The organism is Dermacoccus sp. Ellin185 (genome assembly GCF_000152185.1).
GTDB lineage: Bacteria > Actinomycetota > Actinomycetes > Actinomycetales > Dermatophilaceae > Dermacoccus > Dermacoccus nishinomiyaensis.
Window position 1 is genome coordinate 96,373 of the sequence record NZ_AEIQ01000064.1, and the last position, 25,602, is coordinate 121,974.

The 25,602-nt window shown below is 68.2% G+C and carries 22 protein-coding genes and 1 pseudogene; 8 read left to right on the forward strand and 15 right to left on the reverse strand.

Features of this window, described 5'->3' with window-relative positions:
* Positions 1 to 76: 76 nt before the first annotated feature.
* The 7 genes from HMPREF0321_RS06465 to HMPREF0321_RS06495 all read right to left on the reverse strand — a co-directional run bounded on the left by HMPREF0321_RS06465 (position 77) and on the right by HMPREF0321_RS06495 (position 9,959).
* Entirely contained in the window at positions 77 to 1,579 is a 1,503-nt protein-coding gene (locus HMPREF0321_RS06465) for a class I SAM-dependent DNA methyltransferase (protein WP_006945146.1), read from the reverse strand.
* Between the two features lie 345 nt (positions 1,580 to 1,924).
* The gene (locus tag HMPREF0321_RS06470; protein WP_006945028.1) at positions 1,925 to 2,185 is read right to left on the reverse strand and encodes a hypothetical protein; all 261 of its coding nucleotides are present in this window, start codon (positions 2,183 to 2,185) and stop codon (positions 1,925 to 1,927) included.
* Between the two features lie 138 nt (positions 2,186 to 2,323).
* Complete coding sequence (locus tag HMPREF0321_RS06475; RefSeq protein ID WP_006945065.1) at positions 2,324 to 3,373, reverse strand: restriction endonuclease; 1,050 nt, start codon at positions 3,371 to 3,373, stop codon at positions 2,324 to 2,326.
* Entirely contained in the window at positions 3,370 to 4,221 is an 852-nt protein-coding gene (locus HMPREF0321_RS06480; RefSeq protein ID WP_139023571.1) for a hypothetical protein, read from the reverse strand. Before HMPREF0321_RS06480 ends, HMPREF0321_RS06475 begins: the two co-directional genes overlap by 4 nt.
* A 3-nt stretch (positions 4,222 to 4,224) precedes the next feature.
* Positions 4,225 to 5,460: a restriction endonuclease subunit S gene (locus tag HMPREF0321_RS14820; protein WP_050786506.1), complete on the reverse strand. Its 1,236-nt coding sequence runs from the start codon at positions 5,458 to 5,460 to the stop codon at positions 4,225 to 4,227.
* Positions 5,457 to 8,216 carry a DEAD/DEAH box helicase family protein gene (locus HMPREF0321_RS06490; protein ID WP_006945012.1) on the reverse strand — a complete coding sequence of 920 codons (2,760 nt, stop codon included), beginning with the start codon at positions 8,214 to 8,216 and terminating at the stop codon, positions 5,457 to 5,459. Before HMPREF0321_RS06490 ends, HMPREF0321_RS14820 begins: the two co-directional genes overlap by 4 nt.
* Before the next feature lie 96 nt (positions 8,217 to 8,312).
* Positions 8,313 to 9,959, reverse strand: a complete 1,647-nt coding sequence (locus HMPREF0321_RS06495; RefSeq protein ID WP_006945103.1) for an SDR family NAD(P)-dependent oxidoreductase — start codon at positions 9,957 to 9,959, stop codon at positions 8,313 to 8,315.
* A gap of 191 nt (positions 9,960 to 10,150) precedes the next feature.
* On the opposite strand from HMPREF0321_RS06495, the gene HMPREF0321_RS06500 reads away from it, so the two are divergent.
* The gene (locus HMPREF0321_RS06500) at positions 10,151 to 10,354 is read left to right on the forward strand and encodes a hypothetical protein (protein ID WP_006945101.1); all 204 of its coding nucleotides are present in this window, start codon (positions 10,151 to 10,153) and stop codon (positions 10,352 to 10,354) included.
* 1,307 nt (positions 10,355 to 11,661) lie between these two features.
* Positions 11,662 to 12,549 (forward strand): CPBP family intramembrane glutamic endopeptidase, encoded by an 888-nt coding sequence (locus tag HMPREF0321_RS16440; protein WP_050786507.1) that lies wholly within the window; start codon positions 11,662 to 11,664, stop codon positions 12,547 to 12,549.
* A 259-nt stretch (positions 12,550 to 12,808) separates the two neighbouring features.
* Here the strand turns inward: HMPREF0321_RS16440 and HMPREF0321_RS06515 are convergent, their stop codons facing one another.
* Entirely contained in the window at positions 12,809 to 13,435 is a 627-nt protein-coding gene (locus HMPREF0321_RS06515; protein WP_006945187.1) for a GNAT family N-acetyltransferase, read from the reverse strand.
* A 237-nt stretch (positions 13,436 to 13,672) separates the two neighbouring features.
* A complete protein-coding gene (locus HMPREF0321_RS06520) occupies positions 13,673 to 14,554 on the reverse strand; it encodes a Dyp-type peroxidase (protein WP_006945140.1) in 882 nt (293 codons plus the stop codon).
* Between the two features lie 439 nt (positions 14,555 to 14,993).
* On the opposite strand from HMPREF0321_RS06520, the gene thiM reads away from it, so the two are divergent.
* The 3 genes from thiM to thiD are packed head-to-tail and all read left to right on the forward strand — an operon-like array spanning position 14,994 to position 17,466.
* Entirely contained in the window at positions 14,994 to 15,956 is a 963-nt protein-coding gene (gene thiM, locus HMPREF0321_RS06525) for a hydroxyethylthiazole kinase (protein WP_006945058.1), read from the forward strand.
* Complete coding sequence (thiE, locus tag HMPREF0321_RS06530; RefSeq protein ID WP_006945094.1) at positions 15,956 to 16,651, forward strand: thiamine phosphate synthase; 696 nt, start codon at positions 15,956 to 15,958, stop codon at positions 16,649 to 16,651. The genes thiM and thiE overlap by 1 nt, the downstream gene beginning before the upstream one ends.
* Positions 16,648 to 17,466 (forward strand): bifunctional hydroxymethylpyrimidine kinase/phosphomethylpyrimidine kinase, encoded by an 819-nt coding sequence (thiD, locus tag HMPREF0321_RS06535; protein WP_006945156.1) that lies wholly within the window; start codon positions 16,648 to 16,650, stop codon positions 17,464 to 17,466. The genes thiE and thiD overlap by 4 nt, the downstream gene beginning before the upstream one ends.
* A gap of 238 nt (positions 17,467 to 17,704) precedes the next feature.
* Here the strand turns inward: thiD and HMPREF0321_RS06540 are convergent, their stop codons facing one another.
* From HMPREF0321_RS06540 to HMPREF0321_RS06550, 3 genes are all read right to left on the reverse strand, one after another.
* Positions 17,705 to 19,294 (reverse strand): peptide MFS transporter, encoded by a 1,590-nt coding sequence (locus tag HMPREF0321_RS06540; RefSeq protein ID WP_006945180.1) that lies wholly within the window; start codon positions 19,292 to 19,294, stop codon positions 17,705 to 17,707.
* Between the two features lie 141 nt (positions 19,295 to 19,435).
* Positions 19,436 to 19,993 carry a hypothetical protein gene (locus tag HMPREF0321_RS06545; RefSeq protein ID WP_006945095.1) on the reverse strand — a complete coding sequence of 186 codons (558 nt, stop codon included), beginning with the start codon at positions 19,991 to 19,993 and terminating at the stop codon, positions 19,436 to 19,438.
* Positions 19,994 to 20,170: 177 nt separating this feature from the next.
* Complete coding sequence (locus HMPREF0321_RS06550) at positions 20,171 to 20,773, reverse strand: LysE/ArgO family amino acid transporter (RefSeq protein WP_006945100.1); 603 nt, start codon at positions 20,771 to 20,773, stop codon at positions 20,171 to 20,173.
* Positions 20,774 to 20,857: 84 nt separating this feature from the next.
* Here HMPREF0321_RS06550 and HMPREF0321_RS06555 point away from each other — a divergent pair, with 84 nt between their 5' ends.
* Both HMPREF0321_RS06555 and HMPREF0321_RS06560 read left to right on the forward strand, forming a co-directional pair.
* Positions 20,858 to 21,724 (forward strand): ArgP/LysG family DNA-binding transcriptional regulator, encoded by an 867-nt coding sequence (locus tag HMPREF0321_RS06555; protein WP_006945085.1) that lies wholly within the window; start codon positions 20,858 to 20,860, stop codon positions 21,722 to 21,724.
* 144 nt (positions 21,725 to 21,868) lie between these two features.
* On the forward strand, positions 21,869 to 23,059 hold the full coding sequence (locus tag HMPREF0321_RS06560) for a copper resistance D family protein (RefSeq protein WP_006945038.1): 1,191 nt from the start codon (positions 21,869 to 21,871) through the stop codon (positions 23,057 to 23,059).
* A gap of 173 nt (positions 23,060 to 23,232) precedes the next feature.
* Here the strand turns inward: HMPREF0321_RS06560 and HMPREF0321_RS06565 are convergent, their stop codons facing one another.
* Entirely contained in the window at positions 23,233 to 23,487 is a 255-nt protein-coding gene (locus HMPREF0321_RS06565) for a hypothetical protein (protein ID WP_175282467.1), read from the reverse strand.
* Positions 23,488 to 23,788: 301 nt separating this feature from the next.
* On the opposite strand from HMPREF0321_RS06565, the pseudogene HMPREF0321_RS17380 reads away from it, so the two are divergent.
* Positions 23,789 to 24,052: pseudogene (locus tag HMPREF0321_RS17380) on the forward strand (maltose acetyltransferase domain-containing protein).
* A gap of 114 nt (positions 24,053 to 24,166) precedes the next feature.
* On the opposite strand, the gene HMPREF0321_RS06575 reads toward HMPREF0321_RS17380, so the two are convergent.
* Both HMPREF0321_RS06575 and HMPREF0321_RS06580 read right to left on the reverse strand, forming a co-directional pair.
* The gene (locus tag HMPREF0321_RS06575) at positions 24,167 to 25,219 is read right to left on the reverse strand and encodes a nitronate monooxygenase family protein (protein ID WP_006945033.1); all 1,053 of its coding nucleotides are present in this window, start codon (positions 25,217 to 25,219) and stop codon (positions 24,167 to 24,169) included.
* Between the two features lie 45 nt (positions 25,220 to 25,264).
* A complete protein-coding gene (locus tag HMPREF0321_RS06580; protein WP_006945053.1) occupies positions 25,265 to 25,525 on the reverse strand; it encodes a hypothetical protein in 261 nt (86 codons plus the stop codon).
* Positions 25,526 to 25,602 lie beyond the last annotated feature (77 nt).

Below are 25,602 nucleotides of genomic sequence, written 5' to 3' on the forward strand. Positions count from 1 at the left end.
GGCGCGTGACGGGTCGCACATCACACCCGACAGCCGTCGTCCCCCCATGAGCGGGCGAAACGGATGTCGGGTTCGTTTATGCGGTGGTGTCCCCGGCGTGCGTGTGCCCCAGCTGCTCTTCGAGTGCTGTCGCGACGGCTTCGAACTCGGCGAGAGCCGCGGTGAGATCCTCGACGATCTCGCGCGCGATGACATCGGGTGATGGCAGGGAAGCGAGGTCCTCGAGTGATTCGTCGCGCAACCAGGTGATGTCGAGGTTGGCCTTGTCGCGGGCGACGATCTCGTCGTAGGTGAAGGCCTTCCACCGCTCTGATTCCTTGCGGTTCTCGCGTTCGCCCACGCGGTAGTTGTCGACGAAGTCGTCGAGGTCCGCCCGTGTGAGCGGGTTCTGCTTGAGGGTGAAGTGCTTGTTGGTCCGCAGGTCGTAGACCCACAGCTTCTGCGTCCACGGCCGGCCAGGCCGCGCCATCTTGCGGTCGAAGAACAGCACGTTGGCCTTGATGCCCTGGGCGTAGAAGATGCCCGTGGGCAGGCGCAGCATCGTGTGCAGGTCGTAGTCGTTGAGCAGTTTGCGACGGATGGTCTCGCCGGCGCCGCCTTCGAAGAGGACGTTGTCGGGCAGCACGACGGCGGCGCGACCGTTGGTCTCGAGGATCGTCATGATGTGCTGCACGAAGTTGAGCTGCTTGTTGCTCGTCGTGGCGACGAAGTCCTGTCGCTCGATCTCGCGGTCGTCACGGCTCTCGCGTCCGTCCGCGCCCATCATCGTGACGGATGACTTGCGCCCGAAGGGTGGGTTGGAGAGCACGACCGACCACCGTTCGCCCGTGTCGGCGCTCAGCGAGTCGCGGACGTGGATGAGTGAGTCGCCGTTGCTCGATCCCATGCCGTGCAGCAGCAGGTTCATCGCGGCGAGGCGAGCGGTGCCGTCGACGAGTTCGACGCCGTGCGCGAACGAGTGCTGCAGGTTGTGCCGCTGGTTGGGCGTCATCTCGTTGACATTCGCGGAGGCGTGCTCGTGGGCGACGAGGAGGAAGCCGCCCGTGCCGCAGGCTGGGTCGGTGACGCGGTCGTCGACTCCGGGGTCGACGACGTCGACGATAGCTTGGATGAGGGCGCGGGGCGTGAAGTACTGCCCGGCGCCCGAGCCCTTGTCGCTCGCGCCCTTGGCGAGGAGGCCTTCGTAGGCGTCACCGTTGATGTCGGTGCCTGTCTGCGACCAGTTCTCCTTGCCGATGAGGTCGACGACGAGGCGGCGCAGCTTCGCGGGGTCGGTGACGCGGTTCTGCGCCTTGCGGAAGATGGTGCCGATGACACCCTCTTCGCGTGCGAGGCCGTTGAGGATGCGGGTGTACTCGAGTTCGAGATCGTTGCCGGTGGCCTGCACGAGGCGATCCCACGAGTACTCCTCGGGGATGATTCGCTCGGCCTTGAGGGGCCGCTTGGCGCGTTCGTCGGCCATCTTGAGGAACAGCAGGTAGGTGAGCTGTTCGGTGTACTCGATGACGCCGACGCCGTCGTCGCGCAGGACGTCACAGTACGACCAGAGTTTGTCGACGAGCTGCCGTGCGGTGGTCATGAGTCCCCTTGGCTGATGGAGCGGGCATTCTTGCAGAGTCGGAATGAGTCGATCCGCTTACCTTATGGCTCGCGTGGCCGCGACGGCGCGGCAGCGCCGATCGGCCGGTACTTGTGGGCATCGAGGGTTCTTGGCGGCCACACAGCGGGGCAGCCTTCACTCTCAGAGTCCAACTCAGAATCTGACTGTTGGAGTGTGAGTGGGACTCTGGACAGATTTTCGAGGGGCCCGGACTCATAACTGCTCACTGCCGAAGGCGAGGAGGAGCGAAACCGTGGTCGAGCATGGGGACGGCGGACCCCGCGTCTTGCAGGACTCGCGATGTCAGCCGTCTGTGCGGGGTCTTCAGGCCTTCGGAACCCCGCCGAGGTCGTCGAGTTCGCTGTCGCCGATGTCGGCGAGCATGGCAACGGCTGCGCCGCGGGAGCCGTCGAGCTGGGCGAGCGCGGCACGGACTGCGCCGTTGATCTCGTCGCGGTGGTTGTCGATGTACTCACGAACAGCGTCCTCGACGACGCTCTTCTTGGACTTTGTGAGGAAATGCGCGGTGTGGGAGACGAGTTCATCCGTCTCCTCAGACACCTTGATCGGTGCGAGCGCAGGCATGTCACGTCCCTCTCAATAGAGGTACCAAATGGCACTTGGATACCAAGGCTAGCTCGAAGCAGGGTCCGGGAGAAATCAGGAGCATGTCAGCCTCGGTCGAGGCCATGGGGACACGCCTGCGGCGAGGTGGGCCAGCCCTTACAGGTCCCGGCGTTCGACGACGTAGACCTGACGCAGCGGCAGGCGGTCGCGCCATGCCAGTGGTAGTGCCGGGTAGTGCGCGACGACGAGACGCGCCACGTCCGGGCCATCGAGAAGGCGCAGGTTCTGGCGCTCGCGTTCGACGTCCCGTGCCTCGCGGCTGTACGTGCCGAGCGTGACGAACAGGCCGTGTTCGTCCTTCGGTGCCAGCACGCCGAGCAGCTGCTGCACTTCGGGTCGCCCCGCCGTGCCGGCCCGATGCTTGCACTGCACCTTGATGAGCGGCGGTTCCAACCCGAGGGTGTCGCGGTGCGCGATGACGTCGATGCCGCCGTCGGCGCCCGCCCTCGTGGTGCGTGCGACGTACCCCATGGCGGTGAGGAGGTCGGCGGTGAAGAACTCGAATTCGCGGTCGCTCACGTCTTCGAGCAAGGTGCGGATGATGAAGTCCGACGTCGACTGTTCGATGGCTTCTGCGTCAGGCAGTTCTACGGCCTCTGGAGAGGTTTCGTCGTTCAGCTCGGGCGTGATGCTTGCCGGGTCACTTTCGTGCGACAAAGGCGAGGTGAGGAATGCGTCTTCAGTAGGGGCGTCGAGGAAGGCTTCGAAGATCTGCTCATGACGCTTCACCTGGAAGAGCGTGAGAGCAGAACCGATCTCATGGAGGGCGCTCTGCGGGAAGAGCCCCCGCGGCACGTTCGTCTTGAGCCATTCGACGCGGCGGCGGTGTGGGTGCAGACGAGCGGTGGCACTGAACTCGTACGGGCCAACCACGCGACCGAAGTTTAGGGTGCTCGTCGCCTTGTCCGGTGCGACGACGAGGTCGCCCTCGCGCATCGTGAAGGCGAAGCGCAGCAGGATGCCGGCCCAGACGGGGATGGCGCCGGGCTTGGCCCCGGGGTAGCGGCGCATCAATTCGGCTTTCATGCGCTCACGGTCGTCGCCGATCGTGCGCAGATCCGGCATCTCCTCCCACCCGAGCGAGACGAAGCCGCCGGAGACGAGTTCGTCACCGATCGCGTCGTTGTGAATGCCCCACATGGTCATGTCAGCTCGCCTTCAGTGGTTGCGGCTCGGGGAGTGGTGTCGGTCAGTCGCAGAATGAGTGCCCCTGTCACATGCACCATGAGCCAGGCGTCGGCGATGGAGGCTGTCGAGTTCTTGTGTGCATCTCCGGTCGTGCTTCGGTCAGCGCTCGCCCAGTCGACGAAGGCACTGATTCCGCTGAGGAGGTTCTGGTCGTGGGCCGTCACCAGACGGCGCTTCTTGGCGTCCTTCCAAAGAGGGCCGAGTGCGTTTCCATTGCATCCGAGATCTTCGAGGACGTGTTGGAGGGCCGATCCGGCGTCGGTGATGGCATTACCCGCGTCCCCCGCAGCGATCTGCTTGAGTGCCGCCAGGAAGGACGCGTGGGCGTCCTTGTGCTTCTCGGTGACGAGGAGACGGAGCGTCGGCTCTACCACATCGTGATGGAGCGCGTCGGACTCAAAAGGAACGAACTCGCAGTCGATGCTCTTGAACGCGACTCGGTGAGCTACGAAGATCGCGTTGATTGCCTCCTCAAGAAACTCCGCAACATTGACGCGCTGTCTCTTGGCTACACGCATTAAAGCTTCTAGTGCTGACAGACAGACGGGGGTGTCGTCACAGATCTGCCAGTCGCCCGGGCGCCATGGGGCAGAATCATCACCTAGGTCTGTGCATAGAGTGAATTGAATTTCACGTCCAAGATCGTAGAAATCCCAGCCTTCCTGCGCTTCCTGGTCCACCATGGCCCATAGGGATGCGATCTTCACTCGCGCAGGACGCGGTATGTCGCTAGTCCAAAACGACTCGCCGTTTTCCTCGCGTTCGGAGAGCTCGGCAAGTCGCTTTCGCTCCGCAAAGAGAGGCATGAATTAACCTTCCGATTCGTGGTGAGGTGTCAGGCGCCCTGAGAGCGCGGCGGTGAGGACGGCTCGGCGCAGGGCAGCAGCCCGAGTGGCGGCTGTTCGCAGGGCGGTGCGCCCGCGCTCGATTTTCTCCCGGTGATTGTTGCACTCAGCCACTATCTCTCCTTGGGTCATGAGATCTGGCACCGGGATTCGCAGTGAACGAATTGCGGGCCCGTTGATCTGGGGGACGTTGGAGCCGTCTGAGATCTCGCGAAGGTCGACGCCTTGGAACCAGTGCCACAAGTACTCAGGGTTTAAGGAGGGCCCTGGGATGAGTCCCATCGTGTTGAGGTCGTAGGCGGCCCCGGATGACAAGAGCCGCTTTTTATTCGTTGCGATGGCGCCGCCACGCTTGGGTAGCACCAATGTCCCGGCGGGTCGAATATGCAACCTCAATTCCGCTGCGTCTGATCGAGAGACGGCGGTCCTGGAGGCAGTGAGAAATTTCCCGTCGCCCATGTTCATGTCACCGACCTTGTAATAGGCGACGTAGTCATCTTTGAGTCGATCGACAAGTCGATCGGCAAGGCCGCTGGGGGTTTGCCCATTGGCGATAGTGACCAGACGGGAAAGATCGACATGCTCCCCGCGCCCATGTCGGAATGCCTCGAACACTCCGCGGGCAGCGACTGGGAGTAACCGCTCGGCGGAGGCGAGGGAGGCGTCGGCGGCGTCGAGGTGGGCCACCTGCTCCTCCACTATCTCCACGATCCGCCGCTGCTCGGGGAGGGGCGGTACCGGCAGCTGAAAGGATTTCACCTTGCCAAAGTCCAATGAGGCGACGGTCGTGCCGGCCTTGCGAGTCCCAGTCAGCAACGGATGCTCAAAGGCTCGGAAGGCATGAGCGAGCCATTCGGGAGTCACGATATCGGCGTGCGGAACTAGGGCCTTCATATCCTGGTTCAGCGTCGTGGGGAAGCTGACGAGGGTCGAGGGTAGGGCCCGCTCCAATATGCCTGAACGCACCACAAAAGCGACCGCGCCTGCGGGGACCATACGCACGGCTGAGCCGCTCACCGCGGCGTCAGTGATCTTGTCTCGCGTGCCGCTGAGGCGAGTCTCCCCCATGTCTTTGGGGCTCAGCCATGGGACGGTTCCACCGTCCCAGAATTCTGGACGTGACTTGGAGGGTGTCCCGCCGCCGAACCACGTGCCGACCTCGTCAAGGGTCATCGTGCGCCACCCGTCAGGCACGTTCATGCGGTGAGCTCCTTGTCGAGGCTTTCGAGAAGATTGCCGGCGTTGTCGCCGAGGTCGCGCAGGGCGCCGTCGACGCCGCCGCGCTGGGTGAACGGTTCCGCGTCGAGCGCGTCGACCGTGATGCCGGCCGAGGTGACGACGAAGTCGCGCATGCGGTCGAGCCACCAACGTTCCGTCTCCGAGAACGTCGCGCCCGCCTGCGCCTGCTGCGCGAGCCAGCTTTCATAGCGCTCCTGCACCACGTCCTCGTACGGCACGAGTTCATCGTCGAGATCCAACGCATAGCGCAGGAGCGACACGAGGTCGGTGGCCCGGGCGTGCGGGTTCGGGCGCACCTTGGCGCCGTCCAACTGCTCGTAGGCCGCCCACAACTTCTCGGTTGTCCACCGCTCCGGGGTGCGCTCGATCTGCCGGGCCAGGTCGTCGAGAGCCTTGAAGGGCACCCGGTGGGTCTTGAACTCATCGAGAACCTGAAGCGCCGTGATCTCGTCGCGGTTGTCCTCCAGGTACTTCTTCCACGACTCGACGATCTCCAGCGCGGAGTCGGCGCGCGAAACCCCCTCGGCACGCCGGATCGTGTCACGCGTGACCTCGTCGATGATGCGGTCGTGCTGCCGCCGCAGTTCCATGATGCGTGAACGCAGCACTGGGTTGTCGGCCAGAGGCGCCACCGCCTCGTCGAGAAGGTCACGCACCGCCGCTGCCGGGTCGGGCGCGCCCTCAGAGGCGGCCGCCTGCACGTCCGGGTTCACGGCGTGCACGAGCCCGCGCACGATGGAGCCCAGATCGGAACTCGGCCCGGCGACGTCGTCCAGCTCGGCGCGTTCGGCGTCGCTCACCTGACGCTCCAACGCGGCCAGGCGCGATGCGAGGGTCGCCGTCTCGTCCTCGGTCAGCTCGTACGCGGCAGCCTTCTTGAGCAGCTTCTCCAGGCTGACGCCGGGTTCACGGTTGAGCGGCGGAGCCACGAACTCGTGCTCGGTCACGCCCACGGCGTCGACGAGGACGAAGTGCGTCTTCGCCTCGGCATCCGGCGTCACCGCCTGGAAGTCCGACTTCGAGATCGTGCGCGCCCCACGGCCCTTCATCTGCTCGAAGTACTGCCCCGAGCTGACGTCGCGCATGAAGATGACGCACTCCAACGGTTTCACGTCCGTGCCGGTCGCGATCATGTCGACCGTCACCGCGACACGCAGCTGAGAGCTCGTGCGAAAGGCCTTGAGGTGGCCCTTGGGATCTTTCGCGCTGTACGTGATCTTGGCCGCGAACTCGTTGCCGCGGCCAAACACCTCACGCACGCACCGCACGATCTCCTCGGCGTGCGCGTCATCCTTCGCGAAGATGAGCGTCTTCGGCACCTCGCTGCGACCGGGGAAGATGTGAGTGAACAGCTTGTCGCGATACGTCTCCAGGACGAGACGGATCTGCGACGTCGACGTCACCATCCGATCGAGCTGGGTGGGCGTATAGACGACGTCCTCGTCGAGCGTCTCCATCCGCTTCTCACGGGTCCGACGATCGACCAGCGGCACATGCGTACCCGCCTCGATGCGGCTGCCCTCAGCCGTCACCTCCGTCTCGATGCGGAAGATCTCGAAGTCGACGTTGACGCCGTCTGACACCGACTCCTCGTACGTGTACTCGCTCACGAGGTTCTGCCGGAAGAATGCGAACGTCTGCTTGCCGGGCGTCGCGGTCAACCCGATGACGTGCGCGTCGAAGTACTCGAGCACGGCCCGCCACTGCCCGTAGATCGAACGGTGCGCCTCGTCGACGATGATGAGGTCGAACGTCTCGGGCGGCAGGGCGGCGTTGTAGGTGACGGTCACCGGCTTGTCGGGGATCTGGCTGTCGAGCATCGCGTCGTCGCCGGCGGGGACGTTCTCGCCGCGCAGCGTCTTGAAGACGCGCTGGATCGTCGAGATGACGACGCTCGCCGAATCCGCCGGAGCGTCGCTCTTCAGCTTGTCGACGGGGTAGAGCTCGGTGAAGCGGCGGCCGTCGTCAGGCGTACGGAAGTTGGCGAACTCGGCCGCCGTCTGATCGGCCAGGTTGTTGCGGTCGACGAGAAACAGGACGCGCTTGAAGCCGCCGAACCGCAGTAGCCGGTAGCTGGCTGTCACAGCCGTGTACGTCTTGCCCGCACCGGTGGCCATCTGCACGAGCGAGCGGTCGAACCGCTGTTCGCGCAGGCTGCGCTCGATGCCCGTGATCGCCGTGATCTGGGCCGGACGCAGCGCCCGCTCGTCGAGCTCGGGCATGGTCTGCAGGGCGCCGCGCCACGTCGGCGCGTCGGGGTTGGTGCGTGCATCGGCGATGATCGAGAGCAGCGTCTCCGGCTTCGGAAAGTTGAACACCGCCCGCGCGCGAGGATGCGGGTCGTAACCGTTCGTGAAATGCGTCTCCGACCCGGACGCCTCGAAGACGAACGGCAACTTGCCGTCGACCATCGTCGCGCGCAGCTTCTGCGCATCAGTGAGGCCCTGGGCGTACATCGACGACTGCCACTCGACCCCCGACAGCGTCTTGCCCATCGGCTTCGCCTCGACGACGCCGACCACGCCCTTGTTGAGATACAGCAGGTAATCGGCGCGTCCATGCCCCGACTTCATCGTCACCTCACGGACGGCGACGCCGACCGCCGCGCCAAGGGCCTGATCCTTGAGATCCTGAACGACCCATCCGGCCCGCGTGAGCTGCTCGTCGATCAGCCTGCGCGCACGCTGCTCGGCTTGAAGGCGCTCGTCGTCGGTCATGGAGTCAGATTAGTTGGCTTCGCGACAGAGGGCGTGGGTGACGAGAATCTGCCTGCCCCTGCCCGGCGGACGAGTGATTCCGCCTGAGCGCGCCCGTCACCAGGGATGCTCGGCGAAGTCCTTGAGAAAGACGCCGTACTGGTCGATTCCGTTCTCACCCATGACGATCGGGTCGTAGACGCGGGCGGCGCCGTCGACGAGGTCGAGCGGCGCGTGCCAGCCCTCCTCGGCGATGCGCAGCTTCTCGTGGTGCGGGCGTTCGTCGGTGATCCAGCCGGTGTCGACGGCCGTCATGAGGATCTTGTCGGTCGCGAACATCTCACCCGCCGACGTGCGCGTCATCATGTTGAGCGCCGCCTTCGCCATGTTCGTGTGCGGGTGGCCGGGGCCCTTGTAACGGCGCGAGAACTGCCCCTCCATCGCCGAGACGTTGACGACGTACGCGCGCCGCGCCCCCCGCGCGACGGCCGCACGCATCGCCGGGCGCAGACGGCTGACGAGCAGGAACGGCGCTGTTGAATTGCAGAGTTGCACTTCGAGGAGTTCCAGCGGATCGACTTCCTCGACCTTCTGCTTCCAACTGTTCGTGTCGACGACGTCGGGCAACAGGCCACCCGCGTCGACCGCCGTGCCCGCCCGATGCGCCTCGAGGCTCGCCTGCCCCGCCGACAGAGCGAGCGACGTCATCGCCGCCGCGCTGCGGGACGGGTCGAGAGCGTCGGACGGGTTGAGCGGGCCGGCCGCGGGCGTGACGCCGGGCGCATGGACGTCACGTCCGGCGTCGGGCTGGGGCTCGGCTTCGTCAGTGGCGTGGGTGTGCTGATAGGCCGCGAGGGTGCCGGCGAGGTTCGCGGGGTGAGCGTCACTGATGCGGTCGAACTGGACGATCTGCGGCAGCTTGACGTCGCGCGGCAGCGGAAGCTCTTCTCCCGCAGTGAGATTCGAGTACGCTCCCGGCGAGCGACGCACCGTCTGCGCCGCGTTGTTGATGAGGATGTCGAGCGGGCCGTCGGCCGCGACCTCGTCGGCGAGGGCGATGACCTGCGTCGGGTCACGCAGGTCGATGCCGACGATCTTGAGGCGGTCGATCCACTCCGGTGAGTCGGCGAGCTCCGCGAAACGACGCGCGGCGTCGCGGGGAAAACGCGTCGTGATCGTCAGGTGCGCGCCGTCGCGCAGCAGCATGAGCGCGATGTACATGCCGATCTTGGCGCGACCGCCCGTCAGCAGGGCGCGCTTGCCGCACAGATCGACGCGCTGGTGACGCTTCGCGTGACTCATCGCCGCGCAGTTCGGGCACAGCCAGTGATAGAACGCGTCGACGGTCGTGTACTTGGCGTGGCAGATGTAGCACCCGCGCGGCGTGTTGAGCTCTCCGGCGACCTCACCGATGACGTTGGACGTCAACGGGATTCCCTTCGTCTCGTCGTCGATGCGCAGCGGCGAACCCGTCGCCGTCGACGCCAGCACCTTCGCGTCCTGCTCGCGCAACGGGCCGAGCTCAGCAGCCCTCGCCTCCGCGCGACGCGCCTTGCGCACCCGCTTGTACATCGTGCCCGCGGCGCGCTTCACCGTCTCGATGTCGGGGTGGCCCGCGGGCAACTCGTGCAGCATCCCGATGACGCGCAACGTCGTCGCCATGTCCTCGGCATCGATCGCGGTCTCGGCGAACAGCTGTTCCTGCTCAGGTGTGACGGACGCGTCGTCACGGGCGTCGTCGTCCTCTGCGGGCTGTTCGTTCACGCCGTGATTCTAGAGGTTGCCGGTGAGGCGAGCCGGCGCTGCCCTCATGGGTGGGTGTGCCTCCCCGTGAGACTCTGCCCCGCCATGACCGGAGCCGGCGGTGTTTTCGCGGGGCGGGTGGCGGTGGGGTCGGCGCGCAGGGCCTCGGGGGCGTTCGGCTGAACGCGAGGTCAGCAGGTGAAAGGTGCACGATGAACCACGAACACCGCAAGATCTCACTCGCGGAACGACTCATCGTGACGCTCGTCGACGGCATCTCGCTGGCCGTCATGGCCGTCGTCCTGATCCGCATGGCGAGCACCGGCGCCCACCCCGTCGCGGTGTGCCTCATGGCTGCGGCGCTCGTCGGGGCGCTCGTCGTCGCCATGCGCCTGTGGCGCGGTTCGCAGGGCTGACGTTCGGCGCCGCCCGCCGGGTGTCGTCCGCGCGGTGAAATCGGCCTGGCGTGGCCGGCTCGGCCGCCGGGGCGTGTCCCCCTACGCTCGTCTTCTTGGCGCCGCCGGTCTGTACCCATCTGCGATTTTCGTCCACATCCGTGACGGGGGCCGACGACGCGAACGTGGACGAAGATCGCCGATGTGACAGAGGACCGCACATGGGGACGCGGTTCGCGAAGGTGGACGGACATTGCGAATGTGGACGAGATTCGCAGGTGGGGCCGGGTGTCTCAAGGTGCGCCGTCTCTGTTAGCCGTCGGACGAGGTGACGGGGGGTGGTGCGGCGTCAGAAAGCAGTCGCTCGCTGCGCACGACCAGATCGTCCGACGGCGGGCTTGCATGACGGGTGGCCCACCGTCGCGCTGTCCGCGTTGTTGACGGGCACCGCCGACAGGGCTCCCGGGAATGGCCCCGTCGCGTTGACGACGCGTGGCCGGACGGCGCGCTTCTCGTGTTCCTGGGCGCTGCCGGCAGGTCGCGTGGCTGTTCCGGGTGGCTCCGGCGCGCTGTCGACGCGTGGCCAGACGGCGCGCTTCTCGTGTTCATGGGCGCCGCATTCGCCGGCGTCGTGGCGCAGGCCGTCATCGATCGGCTGTGCTCAGAAGACGGTGTGCAGCGTGTGAACGGCGGCGGACGGGTCGCCCGAGCCATACGGCGACACCGCACGACCCCTGCCATCTCATGTCGTAAGGCCGAGCGCCGGCTCACCGCGTCGTGTCATGGTGCTCAGCGCACCCTCATCGACGCGTGACACAGTAGGCGTCGTGACCGACGAACGCACCCATCCGGACGACGACGCCTGGCGCTACGTTCCCCCGCGACCGCGCGAGACCCCGGCGTCGGTTCCGGGTTCGCCCGCGCCGGATTCCCGGGCGCACACGTCGGCAGCTTCCGCGAGCGACGCCGCGGCACCGACGGGGCAGCAGCCCAACGCATGGCACGAAGGCGCGCCCATGCCGGACGGTTGGTCACAACCGCCCACAGGATCGATGGCGTCGCCTCCTCCGGCGCCGAACGCCCCCGGTGCGGGATCGTTAGCCCCGGGCGGGTGGCCCCCGCCGTCAGCTCCCGGGCCCGCAGCTTCGGGCGCGCCTGCGCCGGCGGGTTGGTCCCAGCCGTCAGCTCCGCAGCCTCAGTATCCGCCTGGGGTGTTGTTGGCGCCGGCGTCGCCCGGCGCTGCGTATCCCGTTGCAGCGCAAGCCGGTCCGCGCAAGCCACCCCCGGCGTGGGCATTCGAGCAACCGAAGCCGTTGCCGTATCACCGCATGGCACGCATCGACTGGCGCGTCGCGCAGTGGTGGCGTCCTTTCGCGACGCTGGGTGTGGCGTTCGGTGTCACGATCGTCATGATGATCGCGCTGGGCGTCGTCGCGCTCGCATGGGAGGGCCTCGGCCTGCCCGCTGCGAGCGAGAGCCTCGAGGACGGTGGCAACCCGGCCGACCTGATGGCGATGCTCGGTCCGCTCGCGGCGCTCGTCCCCATCGTCGTGCTCGCGTCGTGGTGGGGCGCCGGGCGTCGCGGGTCGATCCACTCGGTGTTCGGGCGATTCCGCTGGGGTCTGCTGGGGCGTGCGGCGCGCGTCGTCGTGCCGATCTATGCCCTCGTGATCCTCGTGCCGCCCCTGCTGTTCGGCCGCGACGAACTGACGGTGCCGCCTCTCTCGGCGTCACTCGTCGCGTCGTACGTCATCATCCTCGTGCTGACGCCGTTGCAGTGCGCGGGCGAGGAGTACCTGTTTCGCGGCATGCCGCAGCAGGCGCTCGGGACGTGGCTGAAGTCGCCGCTGTGGGGCATCATCCTGCCCGTGCCGCTGTTCATGCTCGGCCACGGGTATGACTGGGTCGGCCAGATCGACATCGCCTGCTTCGCGTTGTGCATGGGAGCGCTGGTGTGGCGCTCCGGCGGCCTCGAACTGGCGATCCTCGTGCATGCGGCGAACAACACGATGTCGTTCTTGCTCGCGCCACTGACGCCGAACTCGCTCGAGCAGGGCGCCGTCAACCCTGCTGCGCTGCTGTTCTCGCTGCCGCTGATCTTCGGCATCACGGCGTGGCTGTGGTGGTGGGTCGGCAAGCAGTACGGCGTCGACTGGAAGACCCCCGTCCGACGTCTCCCCGGCCCGCAGCACGAACAGGTCGGCCGCTGGTTGTGACCAGCTGCGATACGCGTCCGCATCTGCGATTTTCGTCCACATTCGCCGCGGTTGTTCGTCGCGGGGCGGCAGGTGCGCGACGTCATCGGCGCTTTCGTCTCCGCGTGACGTGCCGGTGAGCTCGCCCGATAGCCATGACGCCCGGCGGGCGCGACGCTGCGATCGTCGTCGGGCACTGGCGAATGCCGAATGTGGACGAAAATCGCAGGTGTGTCACGTCGGGGAGCAGGCCGCGCCTGGCGGGGGCGGGGCTGGCCCTTCAGAGGCCTCGCTGGTGTCGAGGCGTGGTGGAGTTCTCGATCGCCAGGTGCCAATCGCCCTGCGGCTCACGCGGTTCGTCGGCCCGAAGGACGGCGTGCCAGGCGTCCTCGAGGCGGTCCTTGCCCACGAGCAGGCTGGAGATGTAGGTGAACTCGTGGAAGCCGTTGCCCCAGGCTGCTCTCCAGCTGCCGACGTTGCCCGCGTACGCCTCCCAGATGATGGTCTCGAGGCCCAGCGAGTCAAAGCCATACTCGACAGCCGCCGCCACGGCGCGCGTCATCACGCCCCGCCCGCGCGCCCAGGGGCTGAGCGCGAAACCGACGCTCGCCGCGCCGTAGGAGAAACCGCGCCCCCACGTCGTCAGGTCGATCGAACCTGCCATGCGGCCGTCGACCTCGATGGCCCACCAGATCGCGTCGCGGCTCGGCCCCGTCATGCGCGTGACGAACTCGAGCGCCATGTCGCGCGTGTAGTTCGCGGGCGTCGTCGTCCACCGCTGGACGAGCGGGTCGGCGCCACGTCGCGTCACCTCGTCGGCGTCGTCGATCGTGTGGGCGCGCAGCACCACACCGTCACGCTCGAGGCGCGGCACCGGGATCGGTTCGAGGTCGGCGGGGTTCGTCATCGTCCGAGCGTAGGCGTGCTCGACGTACCGTGTCGCGTGGATTTCGGGTGGGGTCTGCCAGGGGTGCCGGGATACGCCACGCGTCGGGTTCGCAGATCAGGGCCTGCTGCAGGTGGCAGCGTGGCGGGTAACTCACGAGTAGGCGCGTAGTTGTCTGCCTACTCGTGAGTTAGTCGCCATCTTGCGCCTGTCTTCGATCAGCCGCCCGCTCTCGGGCGCGACGTCGAGGGCTCGCCGTCAGCCCTTGAACGCGTCGACCGGCGGGATGACGTAGTACGAGCCGGTCTCGGCGTTCGAGTACTTCGTCAGTTCGTCGCGCGGGTGGTCACCGACGCCGGCCATCGATTCGAGCATGTCGTGCAGGCGCTTCTGCTCGCACGCGAAGCCGACGAACATCGTGCCGTGCTCGCCGACGTCACCGAACGGCATGTTGCGGCGCACGATGTGGCCGAAGTCGTCCTGGTCGGTGCGTTCGGCGTGCGATGTCTCGGGCTTGGGGTCCATCTCGATCGAGTCGACCTTGGAGCGGCCGATGACCTTCTCCTGCTCCTCCGTGGAGAGGGCCTCCCACTTCGCCTGCTTGTGCGGCCACTTCTGCAGCAGCAGCACGCTCGAGCCGGCGCCCGGCTTGCCGTCGGCGACGATGGCCTCGTCGTACTGCTCGATCGTCGTCGGGTTCTCGGTGCCGTCGATGAAACCCGTGAGGTCGCGGTTCGTCTGGTAGACCCAGCCCTCCGTCTCGTCGACGACGCGTGTGCCGGGCACGACCTGGCGCGTCAACGAGATGAGGTGACGCGTCGCGTCGAACACCTTGTCGCGCGCGCCGCCGAACACCCAGAAGACGAGGTCGCGCTGCGTGCCCGGGATGACGTAGCCGTCGGTTCCGACGACGTCGGTGTCGAAGTCATGAACGTTCTCGGGGGCGTGATCGGCGGCGATCTGCTGCATCAGCGACGGCCGCACGCCGACGACGAAGTTGACGCCCACGTCGTCCTGCTCGGCCTCGAACAGCGGCAGCAGCTGCGACAGCTTCGTCAGCGAGCCGGGCTCGACCTCGAACTCGACGTACTCGCTCGACGTCGCACCATCGACGAAGATGCCGATCTGGGCCTGGGGCATGTCTGACTCCTCGCGCGCGGGGTGGCTGATCTGCCACCAGGCTACGTGACCCACCCGTTGGGGGCGGCGCAGGTGACCGTTGCCGCCAGGCCCCACGCGAACTTCCTGGGGTGACGACGCGTCGGACTCGTCGGTGCTGACGCGTGCTGCGCGACGGACTGTGATGGGCGCGGTGGGTTTCTCGCTCGGCGTCGTGACGCGCGAGGGGGAGGTATGGGTACGGCGGTGGGGCTGGCCGGGCGAACACGTCCACACGCCATCGACGTTCCGCACCTGCGTCCGTGGGACACGAAGCCCACGCGGGGTACGTCATCTGCGAAGCTGGGGTCGTCCCGCGGGAGCCATCACGGCTGAGGGGCGCAAGCCGACCGCCAGCATCCTCTTCACGAGGGTGCCTACACCTGATCCGGATCATGCCGGCGGAGGAAGGAGACGCACGATGACTGCGCCCACGAACGAGCCCGACCACACCCCAGGCGCGTCGAGCGACGCGACACGCAGCGTTAGCCAGAGAAGCGGCGACAGGAGCCGCCCCGACGCACAGTCCCCCGACGCCGCGCACGAGGCAGGCACGGACGCGTCAGCTCAGGCGCTCGCCATCACCCCCGAAGCGATCGGGCGCGTCATCGACGCCGTGCGTGACGCCGCACCGCTCACGCAGTGCATGACGAACGCCGTCGTCACCGGTTTCACGGCGAACGTGCTGCTCGCTGTCGGAGCGTCGCCGGCCATGGTCGACTCGCTCGAGGAGGGCCCGATCTTCGCCGGTATCGCGGACGGGTTGCTCGTCAACGTCGGCACCGTGACGGCGGCGACAGCCGAGGCGATGCGCGCGACGGCTGCCGCGCGCGCCGAGGCCGGGCGCCCGTGGTGCCTCGACCCGGTCGCGGTCGGCACCCTGCCGGTGCGCACTCAGCTCGCTCGCGACCTGCTCGAACACGCCCCGGCCGTCATCCGCGGCAATGCCTCCGAGGTGCTCGGGTTGGCCGGCGAACAGGGTGCGGGACGCGGGGTCGACGCCGGTGACGACGTCGACGCGGCGCTCGCGGCAGCGTCGCGACTCGCGGAGCGCACGGGCGGGGCTGTCGCCGTCAGCGGTGTCGTCGATGCCGTCGTCGCGCCGGGCGCACCGACGGTGCGCATCGGCAACGGCGACGCCATCATGACGAAGGTGACGGGCGTCGGGTGCGCGCTCGGAGCGCTCGTCGCGGCCTACCTACCGGTCGCCGGGTCGGCGCAGCTCGCTGCCGCCGCCGCGACCGCGACGATGACGCTCGCCGCCGAGGACGCCGCGCACTGGGCGAGCGGCCCGGGTTCGTTCGCGGTCGAACTCCTCGACGCCCTGGCGCGCCTCGAGGGCGATAGCGTCGCAGCGACGCTCGATCTGCGAGTGGCGTCGTGATGTCTGACGGGCGCGGCGTCGAGCTGTACCTCGTCACCGATACGGCGCTGTGTGGCGGGCCCGACGGTGTCGTCGAGACGGCCGAGGCTGCTGCGCGCGGTGGTGTCGACATGATCCAGATCCGCGACCACGACGCTTCAACCCGCGAATTGTGCTCTCTCACAACGCGGGTCATCGACGCCGTTGCGACAGCACGGCGCGTCCGCGTCGTCGTCGACGACCGTCTCGACGTGGCGCTCGCCGTCGGGGCTGACGGCGTGCACCTCGGCCAGAGTGACCTTGATCCTGTCGTGGCGCGGCGCCTCGCCGACCGTGTCGTCGGTGAGGGCTTCCACCTCGGCTGGTCGGTGTCGAACCTCGAACAGGTCGCTGCTGCAACGAGGTTGCCGCGCGGCACCGTCGACCTGCTGGGCATCGGGCCGTTCCGTGCGACGCCGACGAAGCCGGACGCAGCGCAACCGCTCGGGCTTGACGGCGTCGGCGCCATCACGGACGCGGCACGGGCCGGCGGGTTCGCCAACGTCGTCATCGGCGGGGTGAAGCTGCCGGACCTGCGCGCGCTCGTGGCCGCCGGCGCGCAGGGCGTCGCCGTCGTGTCGGCGATCTGCGGGCAGCCCGATCCGCTCGCCGCGACCCAGGCGCTGCGCCGTGAACTCGACGCCGCCGGCGGTTCGAGCACAGGGAGTCTGAGATGAGCATCCCCAACGTCCTGACGATCGCCGGCACCGACCCCAGCGGCGGTGCGGGAATCATGGCTGATCTCAAGGCTTTCGGCGCCCTGCGCACGCATGGGTGCGCTGTTGTGACGGCCGTCGTCGCGCAGAACACGCGGGGCGTCGCGGCGGTGACGCAGATGACGCCGCAGCAGGTACGCACGCAGCTCGAGAACCTGGTGGACGACGTCCGCATCGACGCGCTTAAGATCGGCATGCTGGGCTCGGCGGCCGTCATCGAGACCGTCGCCGACGTGCTCGCCGACCACCCGGCGCTGCGCGGGGTGCCGCGCGTCCTCGACCCTGTCATGGTCGCCTCGAGCGGCGACCGGCTCATCGACGAGGACGCCGTCACCGCGCTGCGCGAGCGTCTCGTGCCCGAGGTCGACGTCATCACGCCGAACCTCGCGGAGGCCGCGGTCCTGCTCGATCTCGACGACGCGCCACGCGAGGCGAGCGATGACGTCGCGCGCGCCCTCGTCGCCCTCGGTTCCGGTGTGCTGCTCAAGGGCGGCCATGGCGGCGGCGCGAAGAGCGACGACGTCCTCCTCGTCCCCGCCGAGAGCGACGAGCCCGCTCGGTTGAGCGCGCCACGCATCGACACGCGCAACACGCACGGCACCGGATGCACCCTGTCGGCGGCGATGACGGCACTCCGGCCGCAACGCGATTCGTGGGCGCAGGCGACGCGGGAGGCCAAGGATTACGTGACGGAGGCGCTCGCCGCGAGTGGCGACCTCGACGTCGGGCGCGGCGACGGCCACGGCCCCGTCCACCACTTCCACGCCTGGTGGTGACGTGACGGTCGGCAGCTGTCAGAGCACCATACCCATCTGCGATCTTCGTCCACATTCGTCGAAGTGGACAGGAATCGCAGATGGGTAACTCGCAGGAGGGGCAGGTGGTCATCCACCTGCCCCTCCTGCGCGTCTCGCCGTCTTCGATATCGAGCGCCGCACCTCGCATCCTCAGGCCGCGGGTGTCGCCCCAACGGGGCTCGAGCCGTCAGCCCAGGCCGTCGTCACGACGCATTGCTCACACCGTCTTGACGGCTTCGACGTCGCGCATGTGGCGTCCGATCCACGGCACGAGGGCCATGAGGACGAGCGAGAAACCGGCGGTGATGAGGCCGAGCGTCAGGAAGAAGGTCGTGTCGCTGAGGCCCTCCATGAGGCGGATGGCCTGCGCGGCGGCCGACTGGCCGACGGCGGACGTGAGGTACCACAGCGCCATCGCCTGGGTCGTGAACGCGGCGGGTGCGAGCTTCGTCGTCGCGGAGATGCCGACGGGCGACAGGCACAGTTCGCCGATCGTCTGGACGACGAAGACGCTCGCGAGCGCCCACATCGGCGCCGTCGGGCCGTGCGGCCACAGGTTCGAGTAGAACGCGAGCAGCACGAACGACAGGCCGGCCATGAGCACGCCGAACGCGAACTTCGCGCCGGTGCTCGGGAACTTGCCGGCGCGGCGCAGCCAGATCGCGGCGAAGACGGGCGCGAGGGCCACGACGAACAGCGGGTTGACGCTCTGGAAGAACTCGGCGTTCACCTTGATGCCGAAGATCGAGCCGAGGTCGGTGCGCTCGGCGGCGAACGCGGCCATCTTGCTCGCGGCCTGCTCGAAGATCATCCAGAACAGCGCGGCGCCGATCCACAACGGCACGTACGCCTGCAGATGGCGGCGTTCGGCGGCGCTCACCTTGGGGCTCTTGAACATCATCGCGAACATGCCGACCGCGGCGATGACGGACAACACCGTGACGGTGTTGATGACGCCGTTCGCCGTCGTCCCCGACAGGGCGAAGCAGATCGCGGCGACGGCCGCGACGCCGACGACGCCGAGCCCCACGCGTCGCATGACGGTGCCGCGTTCGGCCGCGGTGAGCGGGCTCGTCGGGTTCGTTCCTGCGCCGTGCAGGTGCTTGCGAAACACGAACAGGCCGATCAGCCCGAAGGCCATGCCGACGGCCGCGGCGGAGAATCCGGCGTGGAAACCCCACCTGTCCTTGAGGAACGTCACGACGAACGGCGCGCAGAACGAGCCGATGTTGACCGACATGTAGAAGATCGAGAAACCGGCGTCGCGACGGCCGTCCTCACGGTCGTACAGCTGCCCGACGACCGCCGAGATGGCCGCCTTCTGCAGGCCCGTTCCGAGCGCGACGGTGGCGATGCCGGCCCACGACATCGCCGCGACCGGCAGCGCGAGGAAGACGTGGCCGAGCATGATGACGACGGCGCCGTACAGCGTCGCGCGGAAGGCGCCGATGACGCGGTCGGCGAGCCACGCGCCGACGACGCTGAGCAGGTAGACCGACGCACCGTACGTCGCGACGATCGACAGGGCTGTCGGCTGGTCGATGCCGAGCCCGCCCTCGCTGACGGCCGTGTAGAGGTAGTACGCGAGGATGGCGCGCATGCCGTAGTAGCTGAAGCGTTCCCACAGTTCGGCGTTGAACAGCGTGCCCAGGCCGGAGGGGTGGCCGAGGAAACCGCGGTCGTCGAGCGACGGGCGGGTGCGGCCACCGGAGAGGGCGACGCGCGGTGCGTCGACGTCGGGCGAGTTCGCAGCGCCGGGCTCAGGCGTCGCGGATGACGCGCCGTGGCTGGCGGGGGAGTCGACCATGGTGGGTCGTCCTTCGGTAGGCGATCACCAGTGCGCGGGGACGGCAATGGCCGCACCGATCGGTGCGGCCATCAACTGTAGTCAACGGGTGTTTTTGTGAGCGAAACACCCTGACGCGTGGTGTCCTTGTGCCCCGTCGCCTCAGGCGGGGGTGACGCCGTCGAGCGCCGTCGCGAGGGTCGCCTCGCTGCTCGGCATGAGCCCCGCGATGATGGCGCGGGCCTCATCGATGGCGTCGAGGGCCTCGGGCAGGTCGAGCAGCGAGTGGATCTCGGCGCTGGGCATCGTCTCCGAGAGGTTGGCGACGCGGTCGCGGTTGAGCCACACCGTCAGCCAGCCGCGCTCGGCCGCCTTCGCGAAGGGTCCGACGGTGTTGCTGATGAGCACGACGTCGTCGGGGGTGGAGCCGCTCTCGGCGATGACGGCGTCGATGCGCTCGAACGTGGCGAGCCAGTTGAGGTCGGCTTCGGTGTCGTGCAGCTCGGGCGGCAGGTCCGACGGTGCTCCGGGCGCGTCGACGTGGGTGGCGAACGGGGGCAGGACGTGCTCATGGCCGGCGGGCATGGGTGCGTAGTCGATGAGGTTGACGCTGCCGCGCTCCGCCAGGTCGACCATGGCGGGCAGGACGTCGGGGAACAGCTCGGGCGCGCGCGTGGCGTCGTCGACGTGGGAGGGTTCGTCGAGGAGGCCGGTGAGCATGTGGCCCCGCCTGTCCCACAGGGTTTCGTCGCCATCGAACCACACAGAGAAAGTCACGGCACCAGCGTGACAGATGAACGGGTTTCTACCTAGTCCGGTGCTCGCATCTTGCCGCGATCTCTACGCGCCGGGCTATAGTACGGCGCCTTCGGACGCTCGTGCGGCGCGGTAGGGCGGTCAGGACGACGTCACGAGCAGTGCGGCGAAGACGAACATCATGACGCCGACGACCGTGTCGATGACCTGCCAGGTGCGGGCGTTGCGGACGAGGGGCGTCAGCAGACGCGCGCCGAGCCCGAGCGCGACGAACCACAGCACGCTCGCGCTGATCGACCCGACGTAGAACCACCAACGCCCTTGCGCGCCATGGCAGTTTGCGACGGTACCGAGCATGACGACCGTGTCGAGATAGACATGCGGGTTGAGGAACGTCAGGCTCGCGACCGTGGCGGCGGCCGCACGCCGGCTCATCGGGGGCGCGTCGGCCGGGCTGAGGCTGCCCGCGTGGCGCGCGTTCTTGAACGAGTCGAGCCCGAACCAGACGAGATAGGCCGCACCCAGCCACTTGATCACGCGCAGCGCGTCCGGATGCGCGGAGACGACGGCACCCATGCCGAGCACACCGGCGAGTTCGAGGACGATGTCGCCGAGCGCGCAGATGACGACGACGAGCCCGACGTGGTGACGCAGCAACCCCTGACGCAGGACGAAGGCGTTCTGCGATCCGATGGCGACGATGAGGCCGAGGCCGGTGAGGAAGCCGGTGAGCAGGTGCGTCATGGCAGTGACGTTAGGAGTGTGCGTGGATGAAGGGCAGTTCATGAAACTGTGGGTACTTCAGTGCTGCTTCACTAGGGTGGCCCCATGAAACTGCGTGGCGAGTGGCTCGAGGCGCTCCTGGCCTGCGTCGACGAGGGGACGTTCGACGGAGCGTCGGCCGCGCTGCGGGTGTCGCCGTCGGCGATCTCGCAGCGCATCAAGGCGCTCGAACAGGCAGTAGGGCAGGTCGTCCTCGTGCGCACCTCGCCCGTGCGCGTCACCGCCGTCGGGGAGGTCCTGCTGCGCGGAGCGCGGCAGCGGGCTCTCGTCGACGCCGAGTTGCAGCGCGCGCTCGGTTCGGCGGCGCCGGGTCGGACGCTACCGGGTGACGTCGTCGACCTGCCGGTCGCCGTCAACGCCGACTCGCTCGCGACATGGTTCGTCGAGGTGCTCACCACGGTGGCCGAGTGGGGTGACGCGCGGCTGCGGGTCTTCGTCGAGGATCAGGATCACTCGGCGCGGCTGCTGCGCGAGGGTGCCGTCCTGGGTGCGGTGACGGCGAGTTCTGCTGCGGTGCAAGGGTGTTCGGTCAGTGAGCTGGGCATCATGCGCTACGTACCGCTCGTGCGTCGCGACCTGTGGGAGCGCTGTTCGGGGCGCCTCGCCGAGCTGCCGACGCTGCGCTTCAACGACCGGGACGACCTGCAGCGGCGCATCCTCGCTGTGGCCGGCCTCGAGCCGAGGGTCGAGCATGTCATCCCGTCCGCCGAGGGTTTTGCGGCCGCGGTGCGGGCCGGCCTCGGGTGGGGCATGGTGCCGGAGGGGCTCGCGGACGAGGACGATCACCTCAGGCGCGTGCCGGGCGTTGGCGACCTCGACGTGCCCCTGTTCTGGCAGTGCTGGCGCCTCGAGACTCGGGCGCTCGCGCGGCTGACGGATGAGGTGACGTCCGCGGCGCATCGGTTGCGGTGATCGCCGGCGGGCGCCCATTCGTGCGTCCTGGTGCGCTTCGGGGATGTTGCGGCAGAGCGATGACGGACCGCCGGACGGATTTTCGTCACTTCATGTGGGCCAAATCGACACCAGCATTCTAAGTAAGGTTAGGCTCACCTAACTATGAGCATGGTTGTCACGGCTACGGCCCTCCCCGATGTCATCCCGCCGGTGTGGCGGATCCTCACGAAGTTCGCCTATTTCATGGGCCTGGCCTGCGCCATCGGCGGCGTCTGGACGTACCTGAGTGTCGTCCGGCCCGCCGTCCGACGCGACACGACGGTGAACCCCGATGACGCGGCGCTCCTGACGCGTCGTGCGCTGCGTCTCGCAGCCGTCGGCACGATCGTCCTGCTCGTCGTCGCCTGGTTCCAGCTCGCAGCCCGTGTCGCGCGGGCCGGCAAGGGGATGGCGTACGCCGACGCGCTGCGCCCGTCGGCCGTCGCCGATTACCTGACGAAGCCCGCCAAGGCCGGCGAGTGGATCTCGACCGGTGCGCTCGTGACCGTCGCCAACGTCTGCATCGTGCTTGCGGCGCTCGTCCTGCTGCCGATGCTGTTCGGCCGGATGCCGCGCTGGTCGCACGCCGCCGCCGTCGCCGCCGCAGGGCTGACGGTCGCCGCCTCGCTGGTGCCGTCGATCCCGACGAAGGCCGTCGAGTTCGGCGACGTCGTCGCCAAGATGCTCATTCAGGCGCACATCATCGGGGGCTCGCTCTGGGTCGGCGGGCTCATCGCGCTCGCGCTGCTGGCTCGCACGCGACGCCATCTCGACGTCAGCGCCGGTGACGTGTGGGCACGAATCTGGGCGCGGTTCGGCGTGCTCGCGCTCGTTGCCGTCGGCATGGTGCTCGTCTCCGGGGCGTGGCTGACGTACCGCGAGGTCGGGGCGTGGGAGCAGTTCGTGACGACGCCGTTCGGGCGCTTCCTGCTCGCGAAGATCGTCCTCGTCGTCGGTCTCGTCGCCGCCGGGGCGTACAACCAGCTCGTCCTCATGCCGAAGATCGCCCGCGCGCAGCGGGCGGGGCGCGGCAGCAACGTGTTCACGTACGTCCTCGTGACGTTTCCGCGCGTCGTGCTGACGGAGGTCGTCCTCGGCATCGGCGTCCTCGCGATCGTGCCGTTCCTCAACGGTTCGGCGCGGGCGCAGGCTGCCGGCCACGAGATCGAGGGGCCCGTCATGGACGGCCGTCTCTTCAGCGCCGGTCTGCTGCTCGTCGCCACCCTTGCAGCGTCGTTCTACGCCACGGCGAAGGCGTCGGACGGCCTCGGCCGCCGCGACCTGACGGGGGAGGGGGTGGCCGCCACGAGCTGATCCGTACCGCACACGCCGAGCGACCGCACCCAAAGGTTGCCACCTTCTCTGATCGGGTGCGGTCGTTCCATGTCTGCAAGCGACGGAGGCTCGCAGGCGCGATGACGGAGTGTGGCGATCACGGGCGGCCTGGATGCTGTCTCAGCACGGCACGGATCGCCGAGCCGCGCAGTTCACGGCGTCGTCGGCGTCTGCCCGGGTGCGTAGGTCGTGTATCCGGACGGGATCGGATCGCCGCTTTTGACGCACGTCTGCCCGGGCCCGTCTCCCTTGTCCTTGACGGGGTAGGAGCCGCTCGAGCAAACCTTCTCGTCGATCGGATTGCACGCCGAAACGGCTGCGAGCCCCGCGGCGAGAACGACGCTGACGCCGATTGTGCGGAAGAACCCTGCGCGGAAGAACGCCATGATGCCTGTCACCCCTGTCATCGAGGGCCGCCGGCTGCGGCCGTCGTCAGTACAGCACTCAGACGGGCCCGCGGGGTGAGTAGTTCGACCCGGTCCATCGGGTACTCCCCGTCGGCGGGCCGGGTCTTGACCGTCATCGCCTATCGGGATGACGGTGGTGATCTGCACCTGATCAATGCCTGGCCCGCGACCCCGGCCGTCCTGAAGATCTACCGAGAGGAACGCGAGCCCCAACCGAGCCGAGGTCTACTCCGCGCCGCCGTCCGCTAGCGTCGAGGCCATGACGAACTCGCACCCCGACGAGCGCTCCATGCGCGAACGCATGCTGGCCGGCGACCTGTACCTCGCCGACGATCCGCAGCTCGCCGCCGAATCGGATCGCGCGTAGCGCTTCACGCATCGGATCAACACGATCGACCCGACGGCGTACGAAGAGCGACGCGCCCTGTTGCGCGAACTGTTCGGAGCCTCGGGGACGACAGTGAGATCCGACCGCCGCTGCAGGTCGACTACGGCTACCGCACGGCGATCGGGGCGCGCACGTTCGCGAACTTCGGCTTCATCTGCCTCGACGTTGCCGAGGTGACGATCGGCGCGAACACCGTCGTCGGCGCGGGCTCGATCGTGACGAAGGACCTGGCCGCGAACGTCGTCGCCGTCGGCAACCCCGCGCGCGTCGTCCGCGAGATCTGACGGCGCGTCAGCCCTCGCGGCCTGCGAGCCAGCGTGTGATGCGGCCGGCGTCACCGTCGATCATGCGGCCCGGCATCGCGGACGCCGTGCGACGCCACCCGGCCCCGGCCCACAGGTGCGTCCACTGCGGGTCGCCCGCCTCGGCGGCGGCGCGACGCAGCGGCGCGAGCATCCGGTTGACCTCCGGGTAGGCCGACGGCGAGACGTTCTCGACGCCGTCGAACATCGACATGAACTCGTTGACGAGACCGCGCGCGAACCGCCCCGAGAAGGCGCGCGTCAGACCCGTATCGGTGAAGTCGTCCGAGGCGAGCGCCGCACGATGCGTCGCCGACGAACCTGCCGACGACGAGCGCAGGAACGCCGTACCCGCCTGCACTGCAACGGCGCCCATGCCGAGCGCCGCGACGGTGTCGTCGGGCGTCGCGATGCCGCCGGCCGCGAGCAGCGGCACGTCGACGGCCGCGCGGATCTGTTCGAGCAGATCGGGCAGGGGTGCCACGGCGGGGTCGGCATGCAGGTCGAACGTGCTGCGATGACCGCCCGCGTCAGGGCCCTGGACGACGAGGAAATCCATGCCCCGCGCGACGGCGGTGCGCGCATCGTCGAGGCACGTGACGGTGGCACCCAGCGAGGAACCCGCCGCATGCAACGCGGTGACGTCGGCGTCGGACGGTAGCCCGAACGTGAACGTCACGACGTCGACGGGATGCGCGACGAGCCAGCCCACCTTCGCGGCGTAGTCGTCGTCGTCCCACGTCGGCTCACCGAGCTCGACGTCGAAACGCTCGGCCACGGGCTGCATCTTCGCGCGCAGCGACGCGAGGGCCGCGGCATCCGTGCTCTGCGGCCCCGCGATGAAGAGGTTGACGCCGGCAGCGACGCCCGCGTCCTGAATGTCACGGACCTCGTCGGCCAACGCGTCGACGTTCTTGTTGCCGCCGGCGAGCATGCCCCACCCGCCGGCGCGCGATGAGTCGATGACGAGCCGACTCGTCGAAGGGCCGCCCGCCATCGGCGCGGCGATCACAGGGAGTTCGAGACTCTCGAAGGAGAACATGGCGTCAGTGTTGCATCCGGCACCGACAACCCCGTCAGGGTGAGCTCAGGCCGCCGGTGCCTTGTCGGCGCGACGCTGCTTGACGGGGGCGTCCCCGCCGGTCTCGACGATCTGGCGCACCCACTCGGGCGCCTCGGTGCCGCGCGCCTCGTGCGCGGCGATGACGCGGGCGGCGCGCTCGCGGCGCAGGCGTCGCTTCGGGTCGGTCGCAGGCATGTGCTGGGCCGGGCCGAAGCACGAGACGCCGATGTACTCGAGGCGCCAGGCGAATCGGTAGCCGAGGCCGAGGCCGGTGTTGTCTCGCATCGCATCTCCCCAGGTGTGGCGCAGTGCGCCCCGTCGTTCCGCGCGATTGCGCGGCCGTTGTCACGCTCAAGCGTAGG

What these genes read in the sequence shown, in the direction of transcription:
- HMPREF0321_RS06475 (WP_006945065.1), bottom strand. Translation starts at nt 3,373, where the DNA reads ATGACCATGTGGGGCATTCACAACGACGCGATCGGTGACGAACTCGTC.
- HMPREF0321_RS06540 (WP_006945180.1), bottom strand. Translation starts at nt 19,294, where the DNA reads ATGGTCGACTCCCCCGCCAGCCACGGCGCGTCATCCGCGACGCCTGAG.
- HMPREF0321_RS16440 (WP_050786507.1), top strand. Translation starts at nt 11,662, where the DNA reads ATGGCACGCATCGACTGGCGCGTCGCGCAGTGGTGGCGTCCTTTCGCG.
- HMPREF0321_RS06520 (WP_006945140.1), bottom strand. Translation starts at nt 14,554, where the DNA reads ATGCCCCAGGCCCAGATCGGCATCTTCGTCGATGGTGCGACGTCGAGC.
- HMPREF0321_RS06555 (WP_006945085.1), top strand. Translation starts at nt 20,858, where the DNA reads ATGAAACTGCGTGGCGAGTGGCTCGAGGCGCTCCTGGCCTGCGTCGAC.
- HMPREF0321_RS06480 (WP_139023571.1), bottom strand. Translation starts at nt 4,221, where the DNA reads ATGCCTCTCTTTGCGGAGCGAAAGCGACTTGCCGAGCTCTCCGAACGC.
- HMPREF0321_RS06500 (WP_006945101.1), top strand. Translation starts at nt 10,151, where the DNA reads ATGAACCACGAACACCGCAAGATCTCACTCGCGGAACGACTCATCGTG.
- HMPREF0321_RS06490 (WP_006945012.1), bottom strand. Translation starts at nt 8,216, where the DNA reads ATGACCGACGACGAGCGCCTTCAAGCCGAGCAGCGTGCGCGCAGGCTG.
- HMPREF0321_RS06515 (WP_006945187.1), bottom strand. Translation starts at nt 13,435, where the DNA reads ATGACGAACCCCGCCGACCTCGAACCGATCCCGGTGCCGCGCCTCGAG.
- HMPREF0321_RS14820 (WP_050786506.1), bottom strand. Translation starts at nt 5,460, where the DNA reads ATGAACGTGCCTGACGGGTGGCGCACGATGACCCTTGACGAGGTCGGC.
- thiD (WP_006945156.1), top strand. Translation starts at nt 16,648, where the DNA reads ATGAGCATCCCCAACGTCCTGACGATCGCCGGCACCGACCCCAGCGGC.
- HMPREF0321_RS06565 (WP_175282467.1), bottom strand. Translation starts at nt 23,487, where the DNA reads ATGACAGGGGTGACAGGCATCATGGCGTTCTTCCGCGCAGGGTTCTTC.
- thiE (WP_006945094.1), top strand. Translation starts at nt 15,956, where the DNA reads ATGTCTGACGGGCGCGGCGTCGAGCTGTACCTCGTCACCGATACGGCG.
- HMPREF0321_RS06560 (WP_006945038.1), top strand. Translation starts at nt 21,869, where the DNA reads ATGAGCATGGTTGTCACGGCTACGGCCCTCCCCGATGTCATCCCGCCG.
- HMPREF0321_RS06575 (WP_006945033.1), bottom strand. Translation starts at nt 25,219, where the DNA reads ATGTTCTCCTTCGAGAGTCTCGAACTCCCTGTGATCGCCGCGCCGATG.
- HMPREF0321_RS06470 (WP_006945028.1), bottom strand. Translation starts at nt 2,185, where the DNA reads ATGCCTGCGCTCGCACCGATCAAGGTGTCTGAGGAGACGGATGAACTC.
- HMPREF0321_RS06465 (WP_006945146.1), bottom strand. Translation starts at nt 1,579, where the DNA reads ATGACCACCGCACGGCAGCTCGTCGACAAACTCTGGTCGTACTGTGAC.
- HMPREF0321_RS06550 (WP_006945100.1), bottom strand. Translation starts at nt 20,773, where the DNA reads ATGACGCACCTGCTCACCGGCTTCCTCACCGGCCTCGGCCTCATCGTC.
- HMPREF0321_RS06545 (WP_006945095.1), bottom strand. Translation starts at nt 19,993, where the DNA reads ATGCTCACCGGCCTCCTCGACGAACCCTCCCACGTCGACGACGCCACG.
- HMPREF0321_RS06580 (WP_006945053.1), bottom strand. Translation starts at nt 25,525, where the DNA reads ATGCGAGACAACACCGGCCTCGGCCTCGGCTACCGATTCGCCTGGCGC.
- thiM (WP_006945058.1), top strand. Translation starts at nt 14,994, where the DNA reads ATGACTGCGCCCACGAACGAGCCCGACCACACCCCAGGCGCGTCGAGC.